Origin of the sequence: Actinoplanes sp. NPDC048967, assembly GCF_040649415.1 — a bacterium.
Lineage (GTDB): Bacteria > Actinomycetota > Actinomycetes > Mycobacteriales > Micromonosporaceae > Actinoplanes.
In genome coordinates, this window is sequence record NZ_JBEZFL010000010.1 from 296,683 (window position 1) to 323,027 (window position 26,345).

General features: G+C 73.0%; 20 protein-coding genes. 13 read left to right on the forward strand and 7 right to left on the reverse strand.

Going from position 1 to position 26,345, the window contains the following annotated elements; all coding sequences use genetic code 11:
* Window positions 1-66: 66 nt before the first annotated feature.
* On the forward strand, window positions 67-2,175 hold the full coding sequence (locus AB0C12_RS35960; RefSeq protein WP_360554723.1) for a peptidase M6 immune inhibitor A: 2,109 nt from the start codon (window positions 67-69) through the stop codon (window positions 2,173-2,175).
* Here AB0C12_RS35960 and AB0C12_RS35965 read toward each other — a convergent pair.
* On the reverse strand, window positions 2,148-2,948 hold the full coding sequence (locus tag AB0C12_RS35965; RefSeq protein WP_360554725.1) for a cyclase family protein: 801 nt from the start codon (window positions 2,946-2,948) through the stop codon (window positions 2,148-2,150). The two genes, AB0C12_RS35960 and AB0C12_RS35965, sit on opposite strands and share 28 nt — an antisense overlap.
* A 103-nt stretch (window positions 2,949-3,051) precedes the next feature.
* On the opposite strand from AB0C12_RS35965, the gene AB0C12_RS35970 reads away from it, so the two are divergent.
* Window positions 3,052-3,663, forward strand: a complete 612-nt coding sequence (locus AB0C12_RS35970; protein WP_360554727.1) for a hypothetical protein — start codon at window positions 3,052-3,054, stop codon at window positions 3,661-3,663.
* Between the two features lie 100 nt (window positions 3,664-3,763).
* Complete coding sequence (locus AB0C12_RS35975; protein WP_360554728.1) at window positions 3,764-4,435, forward strand: hypothetical protein; 672 nt, start codon at window positions 3,764-3,766, stop codon at window positions 4,433-4,435.
* Between the two features lie 97 nt (window positions 4,436-4,532).
* Here AB0C12_RS35975 and AB0C12_RS35980 read toward each other — a convergent pair whose 3' ends face one another.
* Window positions 4,533-6,152 (reverse strand): sensor domain-containing diguanylate cyclase, encoded by a 1,620-nt coding sequence (locus tag AB0C12_RS35980; protein WP_360554730.1) that lies wholly within the window; start codon window positions 6,150-6,152, stop codon window positions 4,533-4,535.
* Between the two features lie 102 nt (window positions 6,153-6,254).
* Here AB0C12_RS35980 and AB0C12_RS35985 point away from each other — a divergent pair, with 102 nt between their 5' ends.
* The 3 genes from AB0C12_RS35985 (at window position 6,255) to AB0C12_RS35995 (ending at window position 10,328) form a co-directional block, all read left to right on the forward strand.
* Complete coding sequence (locus AB0C12_RS35985) at window positions 6,255-6,905, forward strand: MerR family transcriptional regulator (RefSeq protein ID WP_360554839.1); 651 nt, start codon at window positions 6,255-6,257, stop codon at window positions 6,903-6,905.
* Entirely contained in the window at window positions 6,902-9,238 is a 2,337-nt protein-coding gene (locus AB0C12_RS35990) for a VIT domain-containing protein (protein WP_360554732.1), read from the forward strand. Before AB0C12_RS35985 ends, AB0C12_RS35990 begins: the two co-directional genes overlap by 4 nt.
* A gap of 199 nt (window positions 9,239-9,437) precedes the next feature.
* Window positions 9,438-10,328 (forward strand): RICIN domain-containing protein, encoded by an 891-nt coding sequence (locus AB0C12_RS35995; RefSeq protein ID WP_360554734.1) that lies wholly within the window; start codon window positions 9,438-9,440, stop codon window positions 10,326-10,328.
* 12 nt (window positions 10,329-10,340) lie between these two features.
* Here the strand turns inward: AB0C12_RS35995 and AB0C12_RS36000 are convergent, their stop codons facing one another.
* The 4 genes from AB0C12_RS36000 to AB0C12_RS36015 are packed head-to-tail and all read right to left on the reverse strand — an operon-like array spanning window position 10,341 to window position 18,115.
* Window positions 10,341-14,921, reverse strand: a complete 4,581-nt coding sequence (locus AB0C12_RS36000) for a multicopper oxidase domain-containing protein (RefSeq protein WP_360554735.1) — start codon at window positions 14,919-14,921, stop codon at window positions 10,341-10,343.
* 17 nt (window positions 14,922-14,938) lie between these two features.
* Complete coding sequence (locus tag AB0C12_RS36005) at window positions 14,939-15,685, reverse strand: DUF2182 domain-containing protein (protein ID WP_360554736.1); 747 nt, start codon at window positions 15,683-15,685, stop codon at window positions 14,939-14,941.
* Window positions 15,682-16,362, reverse strand: coding sequence for a DUF1326 domain-containing protein (locus AB0C12_RS36010; RefSeq protein ID WP_360554738.1), 681 nt, complete (start codon window positions 16,360-16,362; stop codon window positions 15,682-15,684). The genes AB0C12_RS36005 and AB0C12_RS36010 overlap by 4 nt, the downstream gene beginning before the upstream one ends.
* Before the next feature lie 13 nt (window positions 16,363-16,375).
* The gene (locus tag AB0C12_RS36015) at window positions 16,376-18,115 is read right to left on the reverse strand and encodes a hypothetical protein (RefSeq protein ID WP_360554739.1); all 1,740 of its coding nucleotides are present in this window, start codon (window positions 18,113-18,115) and stop codon (window positions 16,376-16,378) included.
* 159 nt (window positions 18,116-18,274) lie between these two features.
* On the opposite strand from AB0C12_RS36015, the gene AB0C12_RS36020 reads away from it, so the two are divergent.
* On the forward strand, window positions 18,275-18,721 hold the full coding sequence (locus AB0C12_RS36020; protein WP_360554741.1) for a DUF4383 domain-containing protein: 447 nt from the start codon (window positions 18,275-18,277) through the stop codon (window positions 18,719-18,721).
* 147 nt (window positions 18,722-18,868) lie between these two features.
* Complete coding sequence (locus AB0C12_RS36025) at window positions 18,869-19,417, forward strand: hypothetical protein (RefSeq protein WP_360554742.1); 549 nt, start codon at window positions 18,869-18,871, stop codon at window positions 19,415-19,417.
* Here the strand turns inward: AB0C12_RS36025 and AB0C12_RS36030 are convergent.
* Complete coding sequence (locus AB0C12_RS36030; protein ID WP_360554744.1) at window positions 19,315-20,229, reverse strand: manganese catalase family protein; 915 nt, start codon at window positions 20,227-20,229, stop codon at window positions 19,315-19,317. The two genes, AB0C12_RS36025 and AB0C12_RS36030, sit on opposite strands and share 103 nt — an antisense overlap.
* 143 nt (window positions 20,230-20,372) lie before the next feature.
* On the opposite strand from AB0C12_RS36030, the gene AB0C12_RS36035 reads away from it, so the two are divergent.
* From AB0C12_RS36035 to AB0C12_RS36055, 5 genes are all read left to right on the forward strand, one after another.
* Window positions 20,373-20,867 carry a DUF2243 domain-containing protein gene (locus AB0C12_RS36035; protein WP_360554745.1) on the forward strand — a complete coding sequence of 165 codons (495 nt, stop codon included), beginning with the start codon at window positions 20,373-20,375 and terminating at the stop codon, window positions 20,865-20,867.
* Entirely contained in the window at window positions 20,864-21,643 is a 780-nt protein-coding gene (locus AB0C12_RS36040; RefSeq protein ID WP_360554747.1) for a cytochrome c oxidase assembly protein, read from the forward strand. Before AB0C12_RS36035 ends, AB0C12_RS36040 begins: the two co-directional genes overlap by 4 nt.
* 69 nt (window positions 21,644-21,712) lie before the next feature.
* A complete protein-coding gene (locus tag AB0C12_RS36045) occupies window positions 21,713-22,351 on the forward strand; it encodes a hypothetical protein (protein WP_360554748.1) in 639 nt (212 codons plus the stop codon).
* Between the two features lie 47 nt (window positions 22,352-22,398).
* A complete protein-coding gene (locus AB0C12_RS36050; RefSeq protein WP_360554750.1) occupies window positions 22,399-24,987 on the forward strand; it encodes an NACHT domain-containing protein in 2,589 nt (862 codons plus the stop codon).
* 66 nt (window positions 24,988-25,053) lie between these two features.
* Window positions 25,054-26,316 (forward strand): Nramp family divalent metal transporter, encoded by a 1,263-nt coding sequence (locus AB0C12_RS36055; RefSeq protein WP_360554752.1) that lies wholly within the window; start codon window positions 25,054-25,056, stop codon window positions 26,314-26,316.
* Window positions 26,317-26,345 lie beyond the last annotated feature (29 nt).

A 26,345-nucleotide genomic window follows, 5' to 3' on the forward strand; every position in this document is an offset into this window, starting at 1 on the left:
GCCCGGTACGCCAGGTAGCGTCGCCTTCTGTGCGCGCCTCACCGGCGCGGCGCCGAAGGGAGTTCCATGGCCCGCCTCCGTTTCGCCGCGGTCGCCCTGCTGATCCTGCCGCTGCTGCCGATGGCCTCGTCCGCCTCGGCCGCGCCGCCGGGACCCGCCGCCCCGGTGCCGCCGCCGGCCTCCGACGTCCGGGAGCTCACCCGCAAGCATCTCGACGTCTCCGGGCTGCCGATGCGCCGCCGGACCGCCGAGAGCCGGGCACCGGTGGCCGCCGCGCCCACGCCGGCGGTCGGCACGGTCCGCGAGTGGCTGGCCCTGGACGACGTCAAGGGCAGCCTCTACCGCAAGGACTACACCCTGCGGGCGGTCGGTGCCCACATCGAGGTGTGGGTGGCCGAGGACGTCGCCTTCCCGGCCGGGGACTGCCGCACCGCCGCTTCCACCGAAGTGACCGATGGGCAGGTCAACGCCCTGGTCCGTGAGTTCGAGGAGACGATCTACCCGCGCGAGACGACTGCCTTCAGCAGCCCCCGCGAGCGGGACGGCACCAAGGCGATGCTGGCCGGCGCGGACTACACCGGCGCCGGGGGCAAGACCGTCACTCTGGTCGACAACGTACGCGACGACAACTACTACGACTTCCCGGACGTGCCGACCTACATCGCCGGGTTCTTCTCCGCGCAGATCAACGAGCTGGTCGACCGCAACGTCATGACGATCGACGCGTACGACTGGCGGCACCGCTCCGGCGCGACCCCGCCCGACGAACCGACCGGCGACCTGTGCACCAGCCGGCCCGCCCGCCCCCGGATGTACGAGGGCACGTTCGCCCACGAGTGGCAGCACCTGCTGCAGTCGTACGCGGACCCGTTCGAGGACGTCTGGGTCAACGAGGGCCTGTCCGACTACGCGCAGACGCTGGTGGGCTACGTCGACGGCAACGCCACCGTGTACCACCCCGGGTACGACAGCCACCTGGCCTGCTTCCAGGGCTTCGGGCTGGTGCGCACCCGCTACAACACCAATCCGCGCGACTGCGGCGGGGCGCAGAACTCGCTGAACCTGTGGAACGAGGGCGCGCCGGCCGAAGTGCTCGCCGACTACGGGCTCGCGTACCAGTTCATGCTCTACCTGCGCGACCGCTTCGGCCCGGCGGTGCTGGAACGGCTGCACCGCGACCGCGAGCACCAGGGTATGGCCGGGGTGGCCGCGGCGCTGGGGCCCGGGGTCAAGCTGTCCGCGGTGCTGCACGACTTCCAGACGATGAACCTGGTCGACAAGATCGTCGGGGACACCGCCGACGGCGTGATGGCCGGCGCGCCGAAGAGCAAGGTGACCTCGCCGAGCGTGCGCGCCACCGTCAACCTGGCCAACCCGGCATCCTTCGACTACCCGGGCGCCGCGCCGAACGGCGCCGATTACGTACGGCTGCGCGCCGCGTCCGGCAAGTTCCTGCGCGGAGCGGATCTGACCTCGGTGACCTTCAAGGGTGCGAAGACCCTGCCGCCCAAGCCGCTGCAATGGACGGTGCAGGACGGCGCGCTGTTCTCCGGCAACGCCAGCAGCCTCGACGTCGCCGCCGTCATCCCCGTCCAGGTGCCGGCCACCGATCCGACGCTGCGGCTGAAGGCCAGGTACACCACGGAACTGGGCTACGACTACGGCTACGTCACCGTGTCCACCGACGGCGGGAAGACGTACCAGGCCGTCGCCGGGGACCACACCGTCGACGCGCCGTTCGGGCCGGCGCTCAGCGGGAAGTCCGGCGTCTTCGAGCCGCAGATCTACGACCTGAAGGCGTACGCCGGCCGGCGCGTGCTGCTGGGCTTCCGCTACGTCAGCGACGCCTCCGTCAACGAGGGCGGCTGGCTCATCGACGACGTGACCGTGGGCTCGGTGACGGTCAGCGACGGCAGCACGCTGACCGGCTGGCGCTCACCCACCCAGATCGTCCCGGCCACCGTGCACGGCTGGCACGTGAAGCTGGTCGGGCTGGACGAGAAGCGCCGGCGGGCCCGGCAGGTCAGCGTGGCCGCCTACGCCGCCCTGCGCGACTACCCCAAGGTCGTCGCGATCGTGGCCTTCGACGAGCCGACCGAACAGGTCGATCAGTACGCGCGCTACACGCTGACCGCCAACGGCGTCGTTCAGCCCGGCGGTGGCAGCACCCCGTAGATCAGAGCCGTCGAGCCCGAGCCGGCCTTGTTGATCTGCCCGCCGCACAGCACGTACGCGCCGGTGGCGGGCAGGGCGGCGAGGTTGGCGAGGATCTCCAGGCTGATCCGGTGCCGCTGATAGACCAGCAGGGACACGGCGTACGTGGTGTCGGTGCCCAGGTCGGGGCTGAAGGTGTCGGTGCCGGTGCCACCCCGGTGTCCCAGCCGGCCGGTGTCGACCAGCCACTGCACCGCCTCGAGGCTGAAGCCGGGCTGGTGCATGACCCCGTCGGCGTCGAAGTTGAAGAACTCGTCGGTGCCCCAGCGCGACTCCCAGCCGGTCCAGAGGATCACCATCGACTCCTCCGGGATCCGGCCGTGCCGCCGTTCCCAGGCCTTGAGGTCCTTGACCGACAGGGCGAAGTCGGCGTCGCGGGCGCACTGCCGCCGTACGTCGATCTTGACGGCGGGCCGGAAGAGGTCGGCCGGTTCGAGGTCGTCGGCCAGGGCGGCCCCCGCGTTGAAGTGCCCGGGCGCACCCCAGTGCGTGCCGGTGTGCTCGCCCTCGCGGACGAACTGCAGGTAGAAGCCGTCGCGCTCGATGGTGGCGATGGTCTCCAGCTCGAAGGCCGGGTCGCCCGGGTAGACATTGGTGGTCGCCGGATCGTTGACGTGGGAGAGGCTGATCAGGTCGAGGGCGAGCCCCCGCCGGCCACCGGCCGCGGCCGGCCCGCCGATCAACGCGCCCGCCAATCCGGCTCCCGCCGCACCCATCATCGCCCGTCGTCGCATGTGCACCCCGTCCCGGTCATCCTGCCCGATCAAGACACGCGGTTCTTGCTATCGCGGCACCACGGTCGGTGTCAACGCAGGTGCGCTGGGCAATCAAGAAGCCATGAGAAGTTGGCGTGTGGCGACGGCGGACGAGGTACGCACACGGGTACGCCGGGCCGTGGGTGAGCCGGCCGGGCGGCCGCCGATCCTCGCCGTGGACGGGCGGGGTTCCAGCGGGAAGTCGACCTTCGCGGGGCGGCTGGCGCAGCTGTGGGACGGTGCCGCCGTGGTGCACACCGACGACATCGCCTGGCGGCACGCGGTGCTGGACTGGACGGCCTTGCTGACCGAGGGCGTGCTGGCGCCCGTACGGGCGGGTGAGGCAGTCTCGTACCGGCCGCCGCAATGGGACGCGGCCGGCCGGCCGGGGGCCATCGAGGTGCCGGCGGACTGCACGCTGCTGATCGTCGAGGGCGTCGGCGCGGGCCGCCGGGAGCTGACCCCGCTGCTGGACGCGGTGGTGTGGGTGGAGGCCGAAAACCACGACGTCGACCGGCGCAACGCCGAACGCGTCGCCGCGGGCGAGACCACCCCGGCCGACTTCGCCGAGTGGATGGCCGAGGAGGACCCGTTCGTCGCGGCCGAGCGCACCTGGGAACGGGCCGCATTCGTCATCGCGGGATGGCCCGCACTGCCGCACGATCCCGCCGCCGAATTCATCATCTGCAGCTGAGGACGGCCATTCGGTCAGGCGACGCGAACTGTTCGGTTATCGGGCTCCGCGATATCCGCAAACTTACGATCATGGCAACGTCAAACGACCGGGGGTTGCCATGGAATCGACGGGCGCGAAGCAGTGGAACGACCGGAGCCGGGAATGGTCCGTACCCCGGCAGGAACGGCGGGCCGGAAACGCGGGCAAGTGGCTGCCCGGCGCCGGGGCCGCACCGGAGCCGCGGGTTTCGATCAATAGAGCACCAGGCCAGCGCGGCGCCGAGCGCGGCCGGCCGGGGATGCCGGCGATCATCGCGGCGGTCGAGGAAATGCGCGAGGACCGGCCCCGGATCGACGTCGGCGGGCTTTATCAGCAATTCCGCTGCCGAGGCGGCCGATGGGCGCTGGTCACCCGCGAGGATGTGCGGGTGGCGCTGGCCGGAATCGAATGCGCGGCGCGCCGGCAATTCGCGGCACCGCGTCCGGCCGGAGCGGCACCGCGGCGCACGGGACGGACTCCGCACGGCGCCTGGCCGCAATTCCGGGAGGCGGTCACGGAACTGCGGAACAGTGGCGCGGACCTGCCGGCGATCGTCCGGGGGCTGCGGGCGGAGGGATGGCGGGTGAGTCAGGACGACGTGGCTGGGGCGCTGCGGCGGATCAAGGCGGCGAACGCACCGCGGCACTTCCTTCCGGGACAGTCGCTGCCCGCGCCACGGCAGGCCGGACCGGGCATCTGCCCGGCCTGCGAGGTTCCGGTCACCGAGCTGGGACTGTGCCGCTGCTCCTGAAGCTGTCAACCGCTCCCTGGACCGCTCGTGCTGGGCCGATTTCCCTGGGCCGCTCTCCCGCGGCCGCTCGCTGCGGGCCGCCCGCTGCGGGCCGCTCTTACTGGGCGAGGGCCAGGGCCAGGCGGCCGGTGCGGGTCTTCTTGGCCGTGTACATCGCCGTGTCGGCCCGGGCGATGAGGGCGTCCGGTGCGCAGGTGCCCGAGTCGCCCCAAGCCACGCCGATGCTGGCCTGGGGCAGCAGCTGCGCCCCGGCCACCTCCAGGCAGCCCTCACCCAGCGCGGTCAGCAGCGACTCCCCGATCCGGCGGGCCCGCTCGGCGGTCGCCACGTCGGCGCAGATCACCACGAACTCGTCGCCGCCGAACCGTCCGACCACGTCACCGTCGCGGACCGCGCCGCGCAGCCGGTTCGCCACGTGGGTCAGCAGCTGGTCGCCGGCCGCGTGCCCGTACCGGTCGTTGACCTGCTTGAAGTCGTTGAGGTCGATGAAGATCACCGCGGTGCCGCGGGTCCGGCCGGGCCCGGCCAGGGCCTCGCCGAGCGCGCTCAGCGTGGAGGCGCGGTTGCGGCAGCCGGTGAGCGCGTCGAAGCTGGCCCGCTGCTTGAGCTCGTCGCGCAGCCGGACGTCCTCGGTCACGTCGGTGAGGCAGATGATGGCCCCGGTGACCTCGCCGCCCTCGGCGGTCAGCGACCGCAGGTTGGCCCGCACCCGGCGCAGGCCGCGCTCGCCGCGGTGGCCGTACTCGACGTCGACGTCGGACCCGGCGTCCAGCACCGCGGCGATCGCGGCGTCGATGTCCGGCCGGTCCCCGGGCACGATCGGGCGCAGGTAGTCGTCGCCGAGCACGTCACCGAGGCCCGCACCGATGGCCCGGGCGGCGCGCTCGTTCTGGTAGACGATGCGCCGGGCGGCGTCGATCTGCACGATGCCCATCGGGATGGTCTCGGTGAGCCGGCGCATGAGCTTCTCGCCCGCCCGCAGCGCCTCCTGGGCGGCCATCTCGTCGGAGATGTCGAGCATCTCCGCGACCACCCGCGGGTTCCCGGGGTCGGCCAGCAGGTTGTAGTTGGTGATCTCGAACCAGATCGGGTGCCCGTCGCGGTGCAGGTGCCGCAGCCGGACCCGGCGCGCCTCACCTTGCGGGCTGGCCAGCATGTCCATCCAGCTCGCGATGGCGCGCTGCTGGTCGTCCGGGTGCACCAGGTCCAGCGTGCGGGTGCCGGTCAGCTCGGCGGCCGTCCAGCCCAGCACCAGGGCGATCTCCGGGTCGGCGGAGGTGATCACGGCGACCTGGTCCTTGTGCACGGTGACCAGGCGGGGCCGGATCGGCTCGTGCTCCAGCGACCGGCCGTGCGGGTGTCCGGACAGGCCGGTGAGGAACATGAGGAAGACCCCGTACCGGTGGGTCATGTCGACCAGGTGCAGCCGGACCAGCTCGGTGGGCGCGGCGACCGGGTGGATCAGGCAGTTCGCGAGTCCCTGGCCGAGGGCGCGCTGCCAGGCGTCGACCGTGATCTTCTGATCCTCGGTGACCACCAGGGCCAGGGCCGACTGCGCCCCGACGATCGGCCGCAGCCCGCCGATGTCCAGACCCTCGGGCAGCGGCACGGCCAGCCCCATCGGCGAGACAGCGCCGACGAACGCGTCGGGGTGCTGCTTGAGCAGGGCGGCGAAGACCTCGTCGCGGGCGGCCGGATCCATCGCTTCGTCGGGCATACGTCCTGCATCGGCAGGCCCGGGGCGGGATCAAGAGAAATGCATCGGGCCTGACGTTGACAGTGTCACGTTAACAGTGTCATGGTGGTGGGCGTGTGGACGATGGACGAGCTGGTCGAGCGGGTACGCCAGGCCCTGGCGGCCGAGTACCCCGGCGCGCCCAACGGCCGGGTGCGCGACATGCCCGACCGCCGGGCGATCCGGTGGTACACGACCACCGGGCTGGTGGACCGGCCCGCCGGGATGCGCGGGCGGACCGCTCTGTACGGGCCGCGGCACCTGTTGCAGCTGGTGGCGGTCAAGCGGCGGCAGGCGGAGGGGCATTCGCTTGCGGCTATCCAGGCTGAGCTGGCCGGTGCCAGTGACGCTGAGCTGGCGGTTGCTGCCCGCGTACCGGAAAGTCTGCTGATCGTGACCGACGAAGCCGTGGTGGCCGACGGCCCGGCACGGCCCCGCTTCTGGGCGGCCGCGCCGGCGGCAGCGAATGCGGCACCGGAGCCGGCGGCCGGATCGGCGGCGGCTCAGCCGGTCGCCGCTGGGGCGGAGGTCGCGGCTGCGAAGGCCGGGCTACCCGCGGCGGCACGCCCGGTGGGTGGCGTCGCGCTGGGCGGCGGCGCGATCCTGGTCCTTCCGGTACGCCCCGGCGCCGCCGACTACGAAGCCATCGCCACCGCCGCCCGCCCTCTGCTGGACCTGCTGGCCGCCCGTGGCCTGCTCGCCGGCGACACCCTCGACGATGGGAGCCCGTCATGACCTTGTCCGTCAAGCCGATGGATCCGGCGGAGCTCGGCCGCGTCCGCATCCTGCCCGACGCCGGTCTCGGGGCCCTGCTCACCGAGCGCGGCAACCTGCCGCTGGACCGTCTCGACGTGCGGGCCGCGATCAGCGGCCTGGTCGCCCGCACCACGGTGACCGCCGAGTACGTCAACGCGCACGACACCCCGCTCGAGGCGACCTACGTCTTCCCGCTGCCGGACCGGGCCGCGGTGACCGGCATGACGATGACCGCCGACGGCCGCACGGTCGAGGCCGAGCTGCAGGAACGGGCCCAGGCCCGGCAGAACTACGACCAGGCCGTCGCGGCCGGTCAGCGCGCCTCGATCGCCGAGGAGGAGCGGCCCGACGTGTTCACCATGCGGGTCGGCAACATCCTGCCCGGTGAGCGGGTCACCATCGCGTTGTCGCTGGTCGGACCGCTGCCCTGGGAGGACGGCGCGGCGACGTTCCGGTTCCCGCTGGTGGTGGCGCCGCGCTACGTGCCCGGGGCGCCGCTGCCCGGGCCCGCGGTCGGCTCCGGCCAGGCGCAGGACACCGACGCGGTACCGGACGCCTCCCGGATCACTCCCCCGGTGCTGCTGCCCGGCTTCCCGAACCCGCTGCGGCTCAGCATCGGCGTCGACATCGATCCGGCCGGGCTCGGACTCGGCGAGGTCCGCTCCAGTCTGCACACGGTGACGGGCGAGGGCGGCCGGGTGGAGATCACGCCCGGCGAGCGCGCGGACCGGGATTTCATCCTGCGGCTGCCGTACGCCGGTGACGGCTCCGGCGCGGTGTGTGTCGCCGACCCCACGGCGGACGGGCCCGAGGGGACGTACCAGGTCGTACTGGTGCCGCCGGACGACGCCGCGACCGCCGGCCGGCCCAAGGACGTGGTGCTGCTGCTGGACCGTTCGGGCAGCATGGGCGGCTGGAAGATGGTCGCCGCGCGCCGCGCCGCCGCCCGCGTGGTCGACACCCTCACCACCGCCGACCGGTTCGCCGTGCTGACCTTCGACCACCAGGTCGACCGGCCGGACGCGCTCGGCACCGGCCTGTCCGAGGCGACCGACCGCAACAGGTTCCGCGCGGTCGAACACCTGTCGCGCGCCGACGCGCGCGGTGGCACCGAGATGCTCGTCCCGCTGCGCGAGGGGCTGAGCCTGCTCGCCGACTCGGGCTCGCGGGAGCGGGTGCTCGTGCTCGTCACCGACGGCCAGGTCGGCAACGAGGACCAGATCCTGGCCGAGATCACCGGCCTGATCGGCACCACCCGGGTGCACACCGTGGGCATCGACCGGGCCGTCAACGTGGGTTTCCTGGGCCGGCTCGCCGCACTCGGCGCGGGCCGCTGCGAGCTGGTGGAGAGCGAGGACCGGCTCGACGAGGCGATGGCGCAGATCCACCGGCGGATCGCCGCACCGGTGCTCACCGACGTGACCGTCACCGCGGCCGGCTTCAGCGTCGACCCGGCGCCCGCGCAGACGGTGTTCCCCGGGGTGCCGCTGGTCGTGTTCGGCCGCTACACCGGGACCGCCGGCGGCACGCTGACCGTCCGTGGCCGCACCCGCGACGACGAGGAGTTCGTGCGCGAGATCCCGGTCCGTGACAGCGCGGAGCCGGCGGTCACCGCGCAGTGGGCCCGGGCCCGGCTGCGCGAGCTGGAGGACCGGTACCTGACCGGGCAGCGCGACCTGGAACAGACCATCGTGGCCACGTCGCTGCGCTACCGGGTGCTGTGCCGGTTCACCGCTTTCGTCGCGGTGGACAGCCGGGTGGTGACCGAAGGCGGCGAGGTGCGCCGGGTGACCCAGCCGGTGGAGTCGCCGTCGGGCTGGGACATGTTCGACGCGCCCGCGGCCGGGGGCATCGTGCTGGCGTCCATGTCGGCGCCGGTCCCACCGCCGGCCGCCGGACCCCGGATCGGTGGCTTCGCGCCGGCGCGGGCCTCGTCGATGCGTTCCGGGCCCAAGCCGTTCGCCCAGATGCCGTCCGGCCTGCAGGCGGCGGGCCGCAGCGGCAAGATGGCGGCGCCGGGCAGCTCACCGCTGACCCTGGCCGACCTGACGGCCATCGTCGCGATCGAGGCGACCCGGCTGCGCGAGGCCGAGGGACGGTCCGCTCGGGAACGCCGCGATCTGCTGGCCGACCTGGCCAGCCGGCTGGGTGCGCTGCTGGAGGGCCGCGACGACGCGGAGTTGAAGGCGCTGCGGGATCTCGTCGACCGGCTCAAGGCCGACGGTGGGTTGCCGGACAAGTGGGCCCTGGCCCGGGAGACGCTGGAGAATTTCGCGCCGCCGACGCAGCGCAAGGCCTTCTGGAAGCGCTGACCGCCGCCGCCCTGGGCGGTCCCGGTCCGGGCCCGGCTGGTGCGGCTGATCGGAGACGGGCTGTTCCCGGCCTCGCCGGCCAAGCTGCCGGGCTGAGCGGCGGCCAGGCGGCCGGGCGGCGCAGCTGCCGGGCTGCCGTGGGTGACCGCCCGAGGTACCGTGCAGAGCGATCTTTGCGCGGCACTGGCGATGGGACACGATGACCGACCGGGACGACGAGGCCGATCCGCTGCTGGTGCGTCCGTACCTGCGGGACGAGCCCGGCGGCGCGCCGCCGCAACCCTCCGATCACACGTGGCCGGAGGCCGCGGCGGAGCCGGTCGCGCCATCCGCGCCTGACGCCCCGCCGCCCGGCGCGGCGCCCGCTCCCCCGCCGCGGGGAGTGCGGCGCCACCGCCCGTTGCTGGTGCTGGCCCTGGTCGTGGTGCTGGCCGTGACCGGCGTGGCCGCGATCGTGTGGGCGATGCTCCCGGAGCCGGGCACCCGGACGGCCCTGCCGGCGGACGTCCCGCTGCCCAGCGTCGCGGTCCCGGAGCCGACCCCGGCCACCACCGATCCGCCGCCGGCCGTGACGGCGCGGACCACCCCTCCCACCCGGAGCCGCAGCACGACCAGCTCCACGCCCACCTCGGCACCGGCGTCGACCCCCACCCGCACGAGCCCGGCCCCGGCCCGGACGACCACCAGTGCCCCGACCGACCGGCTCGCGCCGCCCCCGGCGGACCGGGTCGGCCGGATCCACGGCCTCGGCGGGCTCTGCCTGGACCTCAACGGCGCGATCGCCGTCGACGGCAACCACATCCAGGTCTTCACCTGCAACGAGACCGCCGCCCAGGTGTGGACCGTCGCCACCGACGGCACCCTGCGGGTCGTCGGCAAGTGTGCGGTGGCGGCCGACGACGGCACCGTCCGGCTCGCCGGCTGTGACGGCCGCCGATCCGGGCAGTGGCAGGCCGGCGCCGACCGTACGCTGGTCGCCCTGGCCGGCGGCGGCTGTCTCACCGATCCGGGCTCGGGTTCCCGCTCGGGGGCCGGCGTACGGATCGAGAGCTGTTCGGGCGCCGACCGGCAGCGCTGGGAGCTGCCCTGACCGGTCCGGCCCTCACTTGATCCGCAGGATGCCCCACAGACCGTTCTCCACCGACCAGCGGAAAGCCCCTGACCGGTAGGCGTGGTCGCCGCGGTGCCGGGCGGTCATCCGCAGCGTCCGGGCCGTGCCCGCGGTCAGGCCGGAGAACGAGCCCTCCCACGGGCCGTCGCCCTGCCACGGCGCCGCCGGCCAGGCCATGCCGTGCACGGTGAAGGTGTGGTTGCGGGGCTTGTCGGCGGCGCCGACCACGTGCAGCCACAGCTCCTGCCCGGTCTCGGCCTCCCAGAGCGGCGTCGGCGGGTCGTCGCGGGTGAGCACGTCGCGCGGGTGGACCACGGCCGAGCCGTAGTTGATGCCCTTCTGGCCCGCGTCCTCGGGGTCGTCACCCGGGACCACGTCGCGCACCGGCAGGTCCGGGTGGCCCGCCACGAAGTGCCGCAGCCCGTCCTGGACCAGCAGCACCTGCTCGTTGGCGACCACCCGGCCGTGCTCGTCGCGCAGCAGCACCTGCGGGCCGGTCCAGCGTTCCCGGCCGGTGACCGGGTCGGCCGGGGTGACGTCGTCCGGCTCGACCACCAGCGCGCCGATCAGGCCGTGGTGGCGGTGGTTGCGCACGTCCGCCCGGTCCTGCAGGCCGCAGACCTGGCCCGGCCCGTCGGCGTACGACGGCGGCGCGAGGTGCTCGTCGACGTACCACCAGTACTCGCGCCAGTTCGTCTCCTCGTGCCCGTGCGACGCCGGATCACGGAAGATCACCTGACCGGTCGCCTCGTGACCGCCGTGGCCGCCGTCGTGGGCGGGCAGCGGGCCGACCGTGCCGTCGTGATTGGTACCCACGTCGGCGCCGTCGTCGCTGACCACGTCGTAGCGCAGCAGGCTCGGATGCAGCGACACCCGCGGCGAGACAGTGCGCCCGCTCGGGTTGCCGAGTTCGTCGAGGCGTTCCAGCGGCAGCCGGGGCGGGGCGGGCTCCACCCCGAACGGCGGCAGCACCGGGTCGTCCGGGTCCGGCAGCAGCTCATTGATCAGCATGACCCGTACCCATTCGCCGGAGCGGGCCCGCAGCACCAGCGGCTCACCGGTGTCGTGCACGCCGACGGCACGCCGGCGCATCCGCTCCGAGCCCTCCTCGACCGGTTCGTCGCGCCAGCCCGCGGCGGTCGCGAAGATCAGTCCCCACGGGTCGGTGAGCCGGCGGCCGTCGTACTCGTGCTCGTGCCGGCGGGCGGTGACGACGAACTCGCGGACCCGGTCCCCGCCGGCTCCCCAGGGCACCGCGGGCCGGGGTGGCAGATCGTTGTCCTCGATGGTGCCGGGCAGCGGGGGCAGCTCCTCGAGGTTGCCGGCGCTCGGGGCCAGCGCCCGGACCAGGCCCCAGCAGCCCAGCCACAGATCGTCCAGCGCGGCGAAGTGCCACAGGTGGTCGCCGGAGGAGTAGCCGCCGGCGTCGGCCGGGTCGATGTCCAGGGTGAACGCCTCGGAGATGCCGATGGTCTGCTGGTTGACCAGCACCGAGCGGTCGTTGTGCCACTCCCGGCGCCAGCGCAGCCCGTGCGTGACGAAGCTGTGCTGCTCCTCGTGCGAGCCCTGGATGAGCCGGATCCGCAGCCGCTCCCCCGGATACGTCCGGATGATCTCGGTGTCCGGGTCGTCCCGGTCCCCGCTGCTGCTGAACCACTGCGAGGGGTCGTCGCCGCGGAAGGTCAGCGGGGCGCAGCGGTAGTTGACCGCCATCGCACCGGGGTCGTCGTCACCGCTCAGCTCGTGCGGCGGGTTCAGCGGGCGGCCGTCCGCGTCGACCAGCGGCACGAAGTCCCCGATGGCCAGACAGGCCTCCCGGTACGGCGGCAGCCCGCTGTCCACCGGCGGCAGCACCACAGCCTGCGGCCCCGACCACGCGACGGTCTCCTGATCGGGCCGCAGCCAGCGCGACCCGGCCGGCTCGGCGATCAGCGCGGCGAACAGCCCGTGCTTCTGCCGGTAGTTGGCCAGCAGGTGGTCGTGGAAGAAGCACGGCCCGAACTCCTCGTCGACCACCCAGCGGTGGAACCCGACGTTGGCCGGCGGGTCACCGGGCTCGGCCGGCGCGTCCGCGACCGCCTCCGGGCAGCTGGCCCCGGACAGGTAGTTGAAGCCGGTGGAGGAGCCGTCGGCCGCCAGCACGTCGAACTTGACCAGGTGCACGTGCAGGCCGCACTCGACCGGCAGGATGGGCAGGTCGAAGCCGTCCGGGCCGATCGTGCCGAGCTCGTTGACCATCCGCAGCTCGACGATGTCACCGTGGTTGGCCCGGGGGAAGAACGGCTCGATCCGCTCGGCCGGCGGCGTGAACTCCACCGGGGCGCCGTCGCCGGCCGCCGGGTCGGTCACTGTGACCTTGGTGATCTGGTAGTGGTGGCCGCGCGGGTCGCGCCAGCCGTGGGAGTTGTAGGGCACCTCGTCGGCGCGGACCCGGATCTCGTAGCTGAGGGTCCGGGGTGCGGGCAGCCCGGCCGCGTCGTTCCAGGCGCGGGCGTCGCCGTCCAGGTCCACGAAGAGTGCGCCGGGACGCGGGTCGGCGACGACTCCGGGCGCGAACGCCGCCAGTTCCTTCGCCGAGTGCGGCGGCAGGCCCAGCAGCCGGCGGCGACCGCCGAGGAACTCCCGCGTCACCGCGGGCGGGGGCGGCGCCTTCTGCGGGAACTCGGCGTCGATGAACCACGGGAAGCCCGGCTGCTGATCCGTACGCGGCTCCGGGTCCCGCCCCGGCAACGGCCGCAGCGGGTGCACCGGCGTGCCGTCCGGGTACGCGCTGACCGACCCGTCGACCAGCCGGTCGAAGCTGCGCCACAGCCCCCACATCCCGTGGTGGAAGTGCGGGTACAGGTGGCAGTGCCAGATGACGTCGCCGGGCGCCCGCTGGCGGCTGCCGGAGCCGTACAGGGGGTCGATGGTGACGGCGGTCTGCGGGCCGATCGTGATCGAGTCGATCAGCTGCGAGCCGCGCGGCTCCCCCGGCCGGAACACCGACGGCTGCGCGGTGTCCTGCGGGACCGCCCGCCACTGGTGCACGTGGAGGTGGAAGACGTGGGTCTCCTTGACACCGGCGTGCACCAGCCGGACCCGGGCCGGATCGCCCTTGTAGGCGCGGAAGATCGGGGTCACCGGGTCACCGAACAGCCAGGAGCTGTGGTGCTGTTCCTCGCCGGCGACGCGTTCGAGGAAGCGGCCCTCGTGGTCGCGGCCGATGTGGAAGATCTCGCTGAGGTCATCGTCGACCTCGATCGCGACGGCGGCGAAGTCGATCTCGCCGGGCGGCGGCAGAGGCCGGCCGGCGGTCGCCTCCGCGTGGCGGCGCATCCGGTGCGGCAGGCGCTGGGGCATCGGTTCGGCCCGGTAGGACAGCGGCATGACGGTGTGCTCGCCGATCAGCATCTGGCCGCTGTGCACCTCGGGCTCGTCGTGCATGAAGACGGTGAACTCGCGGTGGTTGTGCGGGACCCCGTCGAGGTGGAAGTCGACGAAGTCGGCCGTCGGCCGGTCGCCGGGCACGATCACGTCCGCGTACGGGCCGTCGGCGAACGCCGTGCCGGTCAGCAGCTCCCCGGTCTCGGGGTCGTGCCAGGTGGCGCCGGCCGGCTCGACGACGAACGCGCCGAACAGCCCGTGCGCGTCGGTTCCCCGTTCGGTCCCGCGGACATCGCCGAGGTCGTTGACCACCCAGACGCCCTCGCGGGCGGCGTGCCAGTGGTACGTGCGGTGCTGTCCCGGCCGTACCGTGGTGGGCTCGTTGCGGCCCACCGCCGCGCCGTCGCCGGTGCGCACCGAGCCGGCACCGTCGCCCTGCAGGTGCAGACCGACCCGGCGATCGCGGATCCGGTTCTCGAAGTGCACGTCGACGCGGGCGCCGAGGGCGGCCCGCAGCACCAGCGGGCGCACCACCGGCACCGGGCGCAGCGGGTTGAACCGGTCGTGGGCCGGCGTGCGCTCGCCCAGGCCGCGGACGTCGGTGCGGTGGTCGTTGAACAGCAGCCGGCGCACCCGGTCGAGGCCGAGGCCGCTCTGCCGGGCGACGTGCCGCAGCGCGACGTGGTCGTCCACCTCCAGCTTGGCCAGCCGTTCCTCGAACGCGGTCCGGGCCGCCACCAGCCCAGCGGCGAAGCTCGCCGCCCACTGGGCCCGGGTCGCCGGGTCCGGGGGGAGCGCGGTGACGGTGCCGCCGGTGACCAGCTCGAGCGCCTGGACCAGTTCGTCGACGGTCGCCCGCAGGTTCTGCGTGATCGTGTGCCGCCGCGGGTCCAGCCCGCTGTCGTCGCGCTCATTGATCAGGTCGGCCGGGTCGGTCCCGTACGTCAGCAGCGGGTCGCCCGGGCTCAGCCGCCCGCGCATGCGCTCGTAGCGGTCCAGCCCGTCCACAATGAGCTGCAGATGCTGGATGCGTTCGTGGGTACGCGGCAGGAACCGGTCGTCGTCGTCCCACCGGGCCCGGGCCCAGTCGAGCAGCGGCACGTACGCCCGCAGCGTGTAGAGCAGTCCGTCGGGATCGTGGTCGCCGTCGTTGGTGTAGACGATCGGGAACTGCACGGCGACGACGTCGTAGGTCAGGTCAGGCATCGGGATCTCCGGAAGGGTCAGGCGGTGAAGATCGTGTCCACGCCGAGCAGCAGCGCGCAGCCGACGATGAGAGCCGCGGCGCCGGCCGGGCGGACCAGCACGGCACCGTGGCGGGTCAGGCGCTCGGCCGCCATCAGCGCGGTGAGCAGCGCCATCGCGATCAGCGAGCCGGCCCCGGCGACCAGGCCGACGGCCATCAGGGCCCAGCAGCAGCCCACACAGGACACCGCGTAGCGCACCGCGATGTCGGCGGCCTCGGCCCAGGCCGGGTGGACGCCGCGCCAGCGCAGCATGGCGACCCCGCGGGGGCTCCGGCAGGCGGTCAGGCACCGGTCCTTGACCGCGCTGAACTGGTACGCGCCGGCCAGCACCAGGGCCGCGCCGAGCAGGGCCCGCGGATGGTCGAGCACCCAGGAACGGCGTTCGAGCCAGGCGCCGGCCGCCAGCTGGACCGTGACCAGGACCGCCCCCGTGCCGGTCCAGACGGCCACGTACCCGGCGGCGACCAGCGCCACGACCGCCGGCGCGGCTCCCCGCGCGGCCAGCAGCCGGCGCATGAGCTCCAGCAGCGGCAGCGTCGTCGGCAGCATCATCGCGACCACCATGACCAGCCAGCCGGTCAGGGCCGGACCGGCGGTCATGGGGTGCTGATGCCCGGAGCGGTGCGTCACCGTCATCGCCGGCCAGGCGGCCACGGCGATGACGGTGACGCCGCCCCAGAGCAGGACCCTCCCCCGAAGGACCTGCTGCTGCGGGAAAGTCACCGGGGCCCCACCGCGGTCGCGGCGGCGTGGACGTAACGGAACCGGCCCCGCATGGCCGAGCGGCCGCGCACGTCCAGGTACGCGCCGGGCAGAGCCGGGACGCGGACCGCGAGCTGGTCGGTGCGGTGCGCGACCACCTGTCCGGGGCCGGCCACGCTGAGCTCGGTGTCCAGCGCGGTGTGGGTCAGGGTCAGCGGCTCGTCCTCGCCGCCGAAGACCGCCGGGTTGCCGGTCACCTCGACCAGCCCGGCCCCGGCCACCGGCGCCTGGGCCGGCCGGCCGACGAAGATGTGCCAGCCGGTGCGGTCGGCGCTGACCTCGATACGGGCCCGGCTGCGCTGCAGCACCGCCCCGCTGACCGCGGCGAGCTCGGCCAGCGGCCCGTCCAGCCGGCCACTGAAGGCCGCGGCGAGCAACTCGAACTGCTCGTCGTCGGCGGCCTCGTCGACGAAGACCGCGGTGGTGGTGGCGCCGGCCCGGCGGCCGCCGGAGTGGGTCGAGACGCTGACCACCCGCAGGCCGCCGACGGCGGTGCCGCCGATGGTGGCGGCGCCGTCGAGCTGCCAGGCGAACAGCCCGGTGCAGTGGTCCTCGTCGGGGGCGTCGTCGAGCCAGCAGGGACAGATCAGGGTGCAGTCGCAGGCCTCGGTGAAGACGCCGGTGATCGAGTAGCCCATGGTCGCTGTCCCCTCAGTTGCGGATGGTGACGGGACTCGACCCGGCACCGCCCCGGCTGGTCGTGATGTCCACGCGGGCCCCCGGCGCCGGGGTCAGGCCGGTCTCACCGGGGATCACCGTGCGGCGCACGTCCCAGGCGAAGGTGGTGCCGACCGGCGCACTGCCGATCTCCAGGCCGCCGAGAGTCACCGTGACGCGGTCCGGCAGCGGCCCGGTGGCGGTGCCTTCGATGCGCCAGCGCCGGGAGTCGGTGCGGAACTCCGCCCGGTCGACGGTGACCGTGTCGGTACCCGGTACCGACGGGCTGACCTGCACCGACACGGTGTCGGTGGCGCTGCCGGCGGCCGACTGCACGGTGAGCCGGAATTCCAGCGCCCCCGCGGCGGGCGCCACGAAGGTCGCCCGGACCTCGTCGGCGCCGGTCAGGGTGACGGGCGTCCCGGTGATCTGTTCCCAGTGGTACGCGAGCCCGGCGCCGGTGCTGGCACCCGCGTCGAGGGTCACCACCTCGGCCGCCGTCGCCAGCCGGTCGGGTCCCGCCGCGGCGGTGAGCGGGTCGGGGTCCGCGGCCGGCCCGGTGACCAGCACGTGCCGGGTGTCGCTGCCGCCGTGCGAGGACGTCACGGTGATCGTGGTGGGCGGCCCGTCGACCGCGGCGAACTCCTGCTTGCCGGCGGTGAGCGGGCCGAACCCGGCCACGGTCAGCACCGGCGGGTCGTCCAGGTCGGACGAGGCCGCCTCGACGCTGAGCCGCTGCTGGGCGAGGTCGTAGTCGGCGACGGTCACGGTCACGGCGTCGGTGACCGCGATGGTGGTGACGGTCGGCGGGAGGTCGGTGGTGTTGACGATGTCCACGGTGGCCGGCACGGCGGTCGCGGCGGCCCGGACGTGGTAGCCCGTGCCCGAGCCGGTCATGGTGGCGCCGGCCGCGTGCAGGGTCTGGCCCGGCTCGCTGGTCGCGAACACGTCCAGCACCAGGCGACCGGAGCTGCGCGAGTACACCGCGCGGGTCGCCTCGGCGCCGGCCACGGTGGAGATCCGGCCCTGGAGCGTGAACAGGTCGGTGAAGACCTTGTCGAGGTTGCCGGGGTCGGCCGGGTCCGGGGTCGCGCCGGCCACGTCACCCACGCCGGGGCCCTCGACGCGGAAGAAGTCGAAGCCCAGCGGGCTGCCGGTGACGGTGTGCTCCACCCCGCCGTCACCGAGGTAGCCGCCGGGCGCGTCCGCGTTCCAGCGCAGGAACGGTGCCACCTCGCCGTCGGTCACGGCGGTGTCGAACAGCAGGGGCGCGGCGCCGACGTCGTCGGTGACGAACACCCGGCCGTTCTCGTCGGCCACGAGCGGGTCGGTCTGCCCGTACGGGTGGGTGAAGGTGTAGGCGGCGCCGGGGATGCCGCCGTCGAGGCGCACCCGGACCCGCGCGAAGACCTGCTGCTGTCTGTCGGCGACCGCGCCGGTGCCGGCGAAGGCGGCCTCCAGGGCCAGCACGACCCGGGCCCGGCCCGGCCGGGCGGAGCCGCCGATCGGCAGCTCCGCCTCGGCGAGGAAGTAGAACGCCTCGTCGGGGAAGTTGCGCGGGAAACTGACCGGCGCGGCCGGGTCGGGCAGGTCGCCCATGGCCGGGGTACGCGGATCGAGCGGATCGAAGGCCGGCTCGAGGCGGACCCCGGCCGTGTCCTTGTACCAGCGTGGAAAGCCGTGACGCGGGTCGATCGGCCCGCGCGCGGACAGCCGGCTCGGATTGTGCTGCATACCGGTTCCTCCCGTGGTGTCGCACCGGTGGTAGCGGTGAGAAGGAGCACCGGGAGGTCCCGTTTGATACCGGAAATACCGCCGGAAGCGCCACCGAAACTGCGTTTGTGCGCACTTCGGGAGGGCATCCGGGCGTTCCCTTGCAATAAGGAGTGACCCATGGCCCGTACTTCTTCCGCATCCGCGCGGACCCGGACCCGCATCCAGACCGCCGCGCTCGCCGTCGGTGCGGTCTTCGTGCTCGTCGGCATCCTGGGCTTCATCCCGGGCATCACCAGCGACTTCGACACGATGAGCTTCGCCGGGCACCACTCGGAGGCCAAGCTGCTCGGCATCTTCCAGGTGTCGATCCTGCACAACATCGTCCACCTGCTGTTCGGGCTGGCGGCCTTCGCGCTGGCCCGTACGGTCTCCGGCGCCCGCACGTACCTCATCGCCGGCGGCGCGATCTACCTCGTGCTGTGGCTGTACGGCCTGATCGTCGGCCAGGACAGCTCGGCCAACTTCGTGCCGGTCAACACGGCCGACGACTGGCTGCACCTGGTCCTCGGCCTCGGCATGATCGGGCTGGGCCTGGCCCTGTCCCCCAAGTCCGTCCGCCGCTAGGAACCGTCTCTCGGATCATGGTTCGGTCCAGAGCAGGATCCCGGCCGGGGTGAGCGCGGCCTGGTAGTGCGCGGCGATCTTGTCGGTGCGCATGGCCAGGCCGCGCCGCTGCCAGATACGGCTCCACAATGGCGCCTGGCCCTGGAGATGATCGACGAGTTGCTCGGCTGGGGCTCGCCCACGCTCCGCTACCTGCTCCTGCAGGCCGGCCCGCAAGCCGCACGACAGGTGACCTGGCGCGACAGCTCACGCCGCCGCAACGGCCGGCCGGTGCCGATGAGCTCGCGGTTTGTGTTCCAGCGGGTCCGCCCGGCCGGACCGGCCGTCCGGACGGCGCATCTGGGCCAGGACCTGCCCGAGGCGTGGCTGATCGCAAAATGGCCGGCCGGTGCAGCCGAGCCGGTCAAGTACTGGCTGTCGAACCTGCCCGCCACCACCGCCAAGCGCAGCCTGATCCGGCTGGCGAAACTACGCTGGCGCATCGAACACGACGGACTCAGGCAGGACCACGACAAGGCCCTACTGGTCCGCCGGACACAAAGGAGCCGGGTCGCCTCCGTGGCGACCCGGCTCCTTGGCTTTCCCGGTGGTGCTCAGTCCAGGGCTCCCTTGATCTTGTTGACCACGTTGGCCACACCCTGGGCGTGCGCGCCGGCGCCGGTGCCCGGCTTGCCCTTGCCCATCGAGCCGTCGTAGGTGACGTACAGCTTCGGATCCGGGGCCGGCCCGAGCGGCTGGTCGTCGGTCAGCGGCTGAGCGTCCGGCACGTACTCGATCTGCTCGCCGAGCAGCGACTGGCCCTGCGCCCAGCGGCCCTCACCGGCGGTGCTGGCCGGGTCGAAGCTGTAGAACGTGCGGCGGGCGAACTCCTTCTCGTCCTCGCGGTTCGAGCCCTCGATCTCGTCCTCGACCAGGCCGTCGGCGATCAGGTTCTCGATGCCGAGCAACCACTGCTGCTGGTGGTAGGTGTCCCGGGCCAGGTTGAACTGCAGCATGTCCTTGACCCCGCGGTCGTCGGTCATGTTGTAGACCCGGCTGGTCATGAGCCGGCTCTGCGCCTCGGCGGCCACGTTGGACCGGAAGTCGGTGAGCAGGTTGCCGCTGGCGGCGATGTAGCCGGCGTTCCACGGCACGCCTTGCGAGTCACGGGGCAGCGCGCCGCCGCCGCTGACGATCGCGTGCTGCGGGCTCTGGCCGCCCAGCACCGCGGCGAGCAGCGGGTTCGCGGCGGCGGCCTTCTCGGTCGCCTCGGCCGGCGCGCCCTCGAGCAGCCGGGCCAGCATGGTCGTGAGCATCTCCACGTGACCGATCTCCTCGGTCGCGATGTCCATGATCATGTCCTTGTACTTGCCCGGCACCCGGCAGGACCAGCCCTGCCACAGGTACTGCATCATCACGGTCATCTCACCGAACTGGCCACCGACCAGCTCCTGCATCTTGGCCGCGAGCAGGGCGTCCGGCTTCTCCGGCTTGGCCTGGAACTGCAGGTAGTCGACGTGCTTGAACATCAGAACCTCCATAGCGGTGGGATCGGCACGACGACTCGGCTACCCGGCCCGATGGCCCGGCCGGGCCCCGCCCCGGCCCTTCGGGGCCGACCGGTGTCCCGCCGCGCACACATGAACGGCCGCCGCGCGGGTAGGCGCAGCGCATGGCGAGACTTCTGCGTGCTCCCGGGCTCCTGCTCGGTATCGGCCTCGGCGGCTTCGTCGACGGCATCCTGCTGCACCAGCTGCTGCAGTGGCATCACCTGCTGACCGGCACCGACTCGGACCGCATCGGCGTGCGCTACTACTCCCCGGACACCGTTGACGGCCTGCGGATGAACACCCTGTGGGACGGGCTCTTCCACGTCGTGACGTGGCTGTTCGTCCTCGGCGGGATCGGGCTGCTCTACTCGCGGGTCAGCCGCGACCGGCGGGCCGCCTGGACGTCGCGCGCGCTGTGGGGCTGGATGCTGGCCGGGTGGGGCCTGTTCAACCTGGTCGAGGGCATCATCGACCACCAGGTCCTGGGTGTGCACCACGTGCGGGAGGGTGCCGGCCGGCTGTGGTGGGACCTCGCGTTCCTGGCGGTGGGGGCGGTGCTGGTGCTCGCCGGCTGGGCCGTGCAGCGCGGCGCGGACGACCGCGTGCCGGTCCGGTGACGGGACACGCCCCCGGTTACGGGCTGCCCCTCCTCGTGCTGCTGATCGCCCTCGGCTACGAGTGGCAGAGCTTGCGGATCGCGGGCTGGAATGCCTGGCGGGGGGCCGCGTTCCAGACCGGTGCTGCCGTCCTGACCGCCGGGCTGGTCCTGCCGGTGCACGACTTCGCCGGGCACGCGCTGCAGCATCTGCTGGTGGCCATGGTGGCGCCGCTGGCCCTGGTGCTGGGTGCGCCGGTGACGCTGGTGCTGCGTACCCTGCCGGTCCGGACGGCCCGCCGCCTGACCCGGCTGCTGCGCAGCCGCCCGGCCCGCGCCGTCGCCCACCCGGTCGCCGCGCTGCTGCTGACCACCGGCGGCCTGGCGATCCTCTATCTGACCCCGCTGTACGCCCGGACGCTCACCGAACCGGCGCTGCACCAGCTGGTCACGATCCACTTCATCCTGTCCGGCGGCCTGGTCGCCTGGGTGGTCGCGGGTGCGGACCCGGCCCCGCACCGGCCGTCGGTGCTCGCCCGGCTGGTGCTGCTCGGGGTGGCGATCGCGGCCCACGCCACCCTGTCGCAACTGCTCTACGCGGGCGCCTACGTCCAGATTCCGGCGACCGTCGCGGACCGGCAGGCCGGAGCCACCCTGATGTACTACGGCGGTGATGTGGCCGAGCTGCTGCTCGCCTTCGCGGTGGTCCAGTCCCGCACCGCCGCCCGCAGGATCTCCCGCTCCCGGTTGGCGGCGTCCGCTCGGGTCATCCCGGTCAGCGGCCCGCTGCGCGGGTAGCCGGTCTCCGCGACGATGGCAGGGACACCGGCACGTCGGCCGGTCGGTACCGCGCCGAGGAGGCCAGGTGTGGGTGTGATCGAGACGGCACTGCTGCGCACCGCGAGCTCGGTGGTGACCCCGGTGGTGAAGCGCTGGCTGGGACGCCGCCACGATCGACGCGAGCGCGAGGCGCCGCTCATCGAGCTGATCGGCGCCGGCGTCACCGATGACCTCGGGATGCGCCGGGCCGGCCGGCGCCTGGACGACATCGTCGACACCGTGTACGAACGGTTGCGGCCGATGGTTCGCGGGCGCAACCACGCCCTGCCCGACAACGAGGTGGCCGCGGTGCTGGACGCGGTGGCCGAAACACTGCGGACCGCCGACCTGTCGGACCCGGCACTGCTCACCGACGACGTCGACCCGGCGCTGATGGCCTCCCGGCTGCGGCGGCAGCTACCGGACGTCCCCGAGCGGGCCGGCCTGAACGCAGCGGCAGCCCACCTGTACGGCCGGGTGCTCGACGAGTGCTGCACCTGCCTGACCCAGCTGGTGATCCAGCTCGGTCCGTTCCAGGCCCGGGCCACCGTGCAGATCCTCGAACGGCTGACCACCGTCGCGGAGGGGCTGACCGAGATGCTGGCCCGGTTGCCGGTCACCAGCCTGGACGCGCCGACCGGCACGGGGCACGACGCCGCGTTCCGCGATCGCTATCTGACTATCTGAGCCTGCTGCTCGCCACCCTGGACCACCTGGAGCTGTTCGGCGTCGACGTGCACCGCTACCGGCTGCGCACCCCGTTGAGCATCGCCTACATCAGCCTCGCGGTCACCGGCGGGAACGGCCGCACGCCTCGTCGCGGTGCGCATCCCTGGGATCCGGGGCAGTTGCACCAGGACAGGACGGACGACAGCGCCTCGGTCCGGGCCGAGCAGGCTCTCGGCGACGCCGCGCGGGTTCTGCTGCGCGGCGACGCGGGATCCGGCAAGACCACGCTGATGCAGTGGATCGCGGTCACGGCGGCCCGGCACGGATTCACCGGGCCGCTGGAGAGCTGGAACGGGCGCACACCGTTTCTGATCCGGCTCCGTGACCACGTCGCCCAACCCCTGCCACCGCCGGAACGGTTCCTGGAACTGACCGCGTCCTCGATCGCCGGGCTCATGCCGCCCGGCTGGGTGCACCGCCGGTTGAGCGCCGGGGCGATCCTCTGCATCGACGGCGTCGACGAGGTGCCCGGGTCCCAGCGGCGGGCTGTGCGGGAATGGCTCCGCGGTCTCCTGTCCGCCTACCCCGACATCCGGATGGTGGTCACCTCCCGCCCGGCCGCGGCGTCCGCCCGGTGGCTGGACACCGAGGGGTTCACCTCGGTGTTCCTCGAACGCATGGGCCCGGCCGACGTGAAGGCACTGATCCGGCACTGGCACGACGCTGTCCGCCGAGCCGGAGACCTGCCGTGCGAGGCGCACCTGCTGCCGGGCTACGAACAGCGGCTGCTCGTCCAACTCGACGGGAGCGCCCATCTGCAGAATCTCGCAGCCAGCCCGCTGCTGTGCGCGATGTTGTGCGCGCTGAACCTCGACCGCGACAGCAATCTGCCGCGCAACCGGATGGACATCTACCAGGCCGCGATCGACATGCTGCTGCACCGGCGCGACTCCCAGCGGCGCGTGCCCACCGCACTGCCCGAACTCACCAGCCGGGACCAGGCCCAGCTGCTGCAGGAAGTCGCCTGGTGGATGACGCAGAACGGCCGCACCGAGCTCAGCCGGGCCGAGGCCGCCCAGCGCTTCGGCCACCGGCTGGCCGGCATCCGGCACATCTCCGCACCGGCCGAGGCGGTGCTCGAGCACATCGTCCAACGCAGCGGCATCCTGCGGGAGCCGGTGCCCGACCGGATGGACTTCGTCCACCGCACCTTCCAGGAATACCTGGCCGCGCGCGAGGCGGCCGAACAAGGCCACGCGGGCGCGTTGCTGGAGCACGCCCACCTCGACACCTGGCGCGAGACCGTCATTCTGGCCGCCGGTCACGCCAACGCTCCCGTCCGCACGCATCTGCTGGACGGCTTGCTGCGGCTGGCCGACCGGCAACCGAAGCGGGCCCGGAGACTACGGCTGCTCGCCGCGGCGTGCCTGGAGACCGCGCCGACAGTCGAGCCGGGAATTCTCGGCGAGATCCGTTCGAGTCTGCGGGGGCTGCTTCCGCGGTCCATCGCCGAAGCCCGGTCCCTGGCCGCCGTGGGCGAACCACTTCTCGCGGATCTCCCGGCCGACCTCGGCACCGTGAGCGAACCCCAGGCCACCGCGATCGTACGGACGGTCGCCCTGGTCAACGGGCCTGCGGCCATCGCCGTTCTGGCCCGTTTCCGCACCGACCCGCGCCCTCGCGTGCAGCGCGCGCTCACCACCGCCTGGGAATACTTCGACCCGCACGACTACGCCGACCGGGTCCTCGCCGACGCTCCCCTGGACCACGGCGAGGCGTTGATCAACAACGCCACGCTCATCCCCGCGTTGCCGAAGCTCCGCCATCTCACCAGGACCCGGTTGTGGCTCAACCAGAACCTTGATCTCGCACAGCTCGCCGACGTGCCACACCTGACGGAATTCTCGGCCAACGCGGATGTCACCGGCGATCTGGCGAGCCTGGCCAAGCACACGGAGCTCGCCTTTCTCCAGCTCTGGGTGAACGAGAGACTCCTGGATCTGGGCCCGGTCGCCGCCCTGCCGAGCCTCACCAGCCTGCAGTTCTTCCGGCTCTCGGCCCAGCAGGAACTCACCGCCCTCGCCGGTCTGGACAACCTGACCGCTCTCGGCGTGCCGAACACGACGGTCAGCCGAGACTTCCTCGCGAGCCTGCCGGCGCTGACAGATCTCCGCATCTCACCTCCGGCGGGGTGGGACGGCCGCCTCCTCACCCCGCTGGCCCACCTGCAACGGCTGGACCTGACCGAGGCCACCGAACCGGCCGGCGGCCTGCGGCCGCTGGTGGATCAGCTCAGCGGGACGAGCGTCACCCGGCTCTGCCTCTGGCGATGTCGATGGGTGTCCGATCTCGCACCGCTCACCCGGCTGCCCGCCCTCACCGAGATCGACATCGACGACACCGCGGTGACCGATCTGACGCCCCTGGCGCATCTCCCACGCCTGCGCTGGCTCTATCTCGGCAACACCGGGCAGATCCCCGACCTCACCCCGCTCCGGGCCCTGCCAGAGCTCAAGGACCTGTGGGTCGCCGATCCCGCTCCGGGCCTCGACCTGACGCCGCTGCACGGCCGCCGGCTCACCGTGCACCTGTCCAGAAAGATCAAACTGGACGACGCGGCAAGGCCGGCCGGCGTGCGTATCACCCGCTTCTGAGGGTGCTGGCCCCCGCGGGTCAGCGGCTGGCCCGGCTGTGCCGCCGTACGGGGAAGGTGACAGGCCATGGTCGTCCTGGATTCCGCCGCCCAGCTCATGCTTCCGCTGCGCCGGCGTGCCGCGCGGGTGGCTCCCTGGTTCGGTCCCGCGTTCGTGGCCGCCATCGCCTACGCCGACCCCGGCAACTTCGCCACCAACTTCACCGGCGGGGCCACGTTCGGCTACCAGCTGGTCTGGGTGATCGTCGCGGCGAACCTGATGGCCATGCTGATCCAGTCGCTGTCGGCCAAGCTGGGCCTGGTGACCGGGCGCGACCTGGCCGAGCTGTGCCGCGAGCACCTGCCCCGGCCGGTGTCGCGCGGGCTGTGGGTGCAGGCCGAGCTGGTCGCCATGGCGACCGATCTGGCCGAGATCATCGGCGGGGCGCTGGCGCTGTACCTGCTCTTCGGGGTCCCGCTGCCGGTCGGCGGCCTGATCACCTGCGTGGTGGCCTTCGCCCTGCTGGGGCTGCAACAGCGCGGGGTACGCCGCTTCGAGACGGTGATCGCCGGCCTGCTCGGCGTGATCCTGCTCGGTTTCCTCTACAACGCCTGGCGGGCCGGCGCCGACCCGGCCGGTGTCGCCGGCGGCATGGTGCCGTCCTTCGCCGGTGTCGACAGCCTGCTGCTGGCCACCGGCATCCTGGGCGCCACGGTGATGCCGCACGTGATCTACCTGCACTCGGCGCTGACCAAGACCCGTACGGGCGCGGCCACCACCGGACCGGGGCGGCTGCGGGAGGCGCTGCGCTACCAGCGCGTCGACACCCTGGTGGCGCTGGGTCTGGCGGGTCTGGTGAACCTCGCGATGCTCGTCATCGCGGCCCGGCTGTTCTTCGGCTCCGGTATCCCCGGCACCGACACCCTGGAGGGCATCCACGCCGGGTTGGGACTCAGCCTCGACCAGTACGCCGCGCTCGCCTTCGCCCTGGCCCTGCTCGCCTCGGGCTTCGCGTCCTCCAGCGTCGGCACGTACGCCGGCCAGGTGGTCATGCAGGGCTTCATCGGCCGCAGCATCCCGCTGACCCTGCGCCGGGCGCTGACCATGGCCCCGGCCCTGCTGGTGTTGATGCTCGGCGCCGACCCGACCGCCGCGCTGGTCTGGTCGCAGGTGGTGCTCAGCTTCGGCGTGCCGTTCGCGCTGATCCCGCTGGTCTGGCTGACCCGGCGCCGCGACATCCTCGGTGAGCACGTCAACCGGCCGGCCACCACCGTTGTGGCGGCGATCGTCGCGGCCCTGATCGTCGCGCTGAACGTCTTCCTGTTGATCAGGACATTCATCGTTTCATGACGACTTAGTCGGGCAACCGCTCGCCATGT

What these genes read in the sequence shown, in the direction of transcription:
- AB0C12_RS35960 (WP_360554723.1), top strand. Translation starts at nt 67, where the DNA reads ATGGCCCGCCTCCGTTTCGCCGCGGTCGCCCTGCTGATCCTGCCGCTG.
- AB0C12_RS35965 (WP_360554725.1), bottom strand. Translation starts at nt 2,948, where the DNA reads ATGCGACGACGGGCGATGATGGGTGCGGCGGGAGCCGGATTGGCGGGC.
- AB0C12_RS35970 (WP_360554727.1), top strand. Translation starts at nt 3,052, where the DNA reads ATGAGAAGTTGGCGTGTGGCGACGGCGGACGAGGTACGCACACGGGTA.
- AB0C12_RS35975 (WP_360554728.1), top strand. Translation starts at nt 3,764, where the DNA reads ATGGAATCGACGGGCGCGAAGCAGTGGAACGACCGGAGCCGGGAATGG.
- AB0C12_RS35980 (WP_360554730.1), bottom strand. Translation starts at nt 6,152, where the DNA reads ATGCCCGACGAAGCGATGGATCCGGCCGCCCGCGACGAGGTCTTCGCC.
- AB0C12_RS35985 (WP_360554839.1), top strand. Translation starts at nt 6,255, where the DNA reads ATGGACGAGCTGGTCGAGCGGGTACGCCAGGCCCTGGCGGCCGAGTAC.
- AB0C12_RS35990 (WP_360554732.1), top strand. Translation starts at nt 6,902, where the DNA reads ATGACCTTGTCCGTCAAGCCGATGGATCCGGCGGAGCTCGGCCGCGTC.
- AB0C12_RS35995 (WP_360554734.1), top strand. Translation starts at nt 9,438, where the DNA reads ATGACCGACCGGGACGACGAGGCCGATCCGCTGCTGGTGCGTCCGTAC.
- AB0C12_RS36000 (WP_360554735.1), bottom strand. Translation starts at nt 14,921, where the DNA reads ATGCCTGACCTGACCTACGACGTCGTCGCCGTGCAGTTCCCGATCGTC.
- AB0C12_RS36010 (WP_360554738.1), bottom strand. Translation starts at nt 16,362, where the DNA reads ATGGGCTACTCGATCACCGGCGTCTTCACCGAGGCCTGCGACTGCACC.
- AB0C12_RS36015 (WP_360554739.1), bottom strand. Translation starts at nt 18,115, where the DNA reads ATGCAGCACAATCCGAGCCGGCTGTCCGCGCGCGGGCCGATCGACCCG.
- AB0C12_RS36020 (WP_360554741.1), top strand. Translation starts at nt 18,275, where the DNA reads ATGGCCCGTACTTCTTCCGCATCCGCGCGGACCCGGACCCGCATCCAG.
- AB0C12_RS36025 (WP_360554742.1), top strand. Translation starts at nt 18,869, where the DNA reads ATGATCGACGAGTTGCTCGGCTGGGGCTCGCCCACGCTCCGCTACCTG.
- AB0C12_RS36030 (WP_360554744.1), bottom strand. Translation starts at nt 20,229, where the DNA reads ATGTTCAAGCACGTCGACTACCTGCAGTTCCAGGCCAAGCCGGAGAAG.
- AB0C12_RS36035 (WP_360554745.1), top strand. Translation starts at nt 20,373, where the DNA reads ATGGCGAGACTTCTGCGTGCTCCCGGGCTCCTGCTCGGTATCGGCCTC.
- AB0C12_RS36055 (WP_360554752.1), top strand. Translation starts at nt 25,054, where the DNA reads ATGGTCGTCCTGGATTCCGCCGCCCAGCTCATGCTTCCGCTGCGCCGG.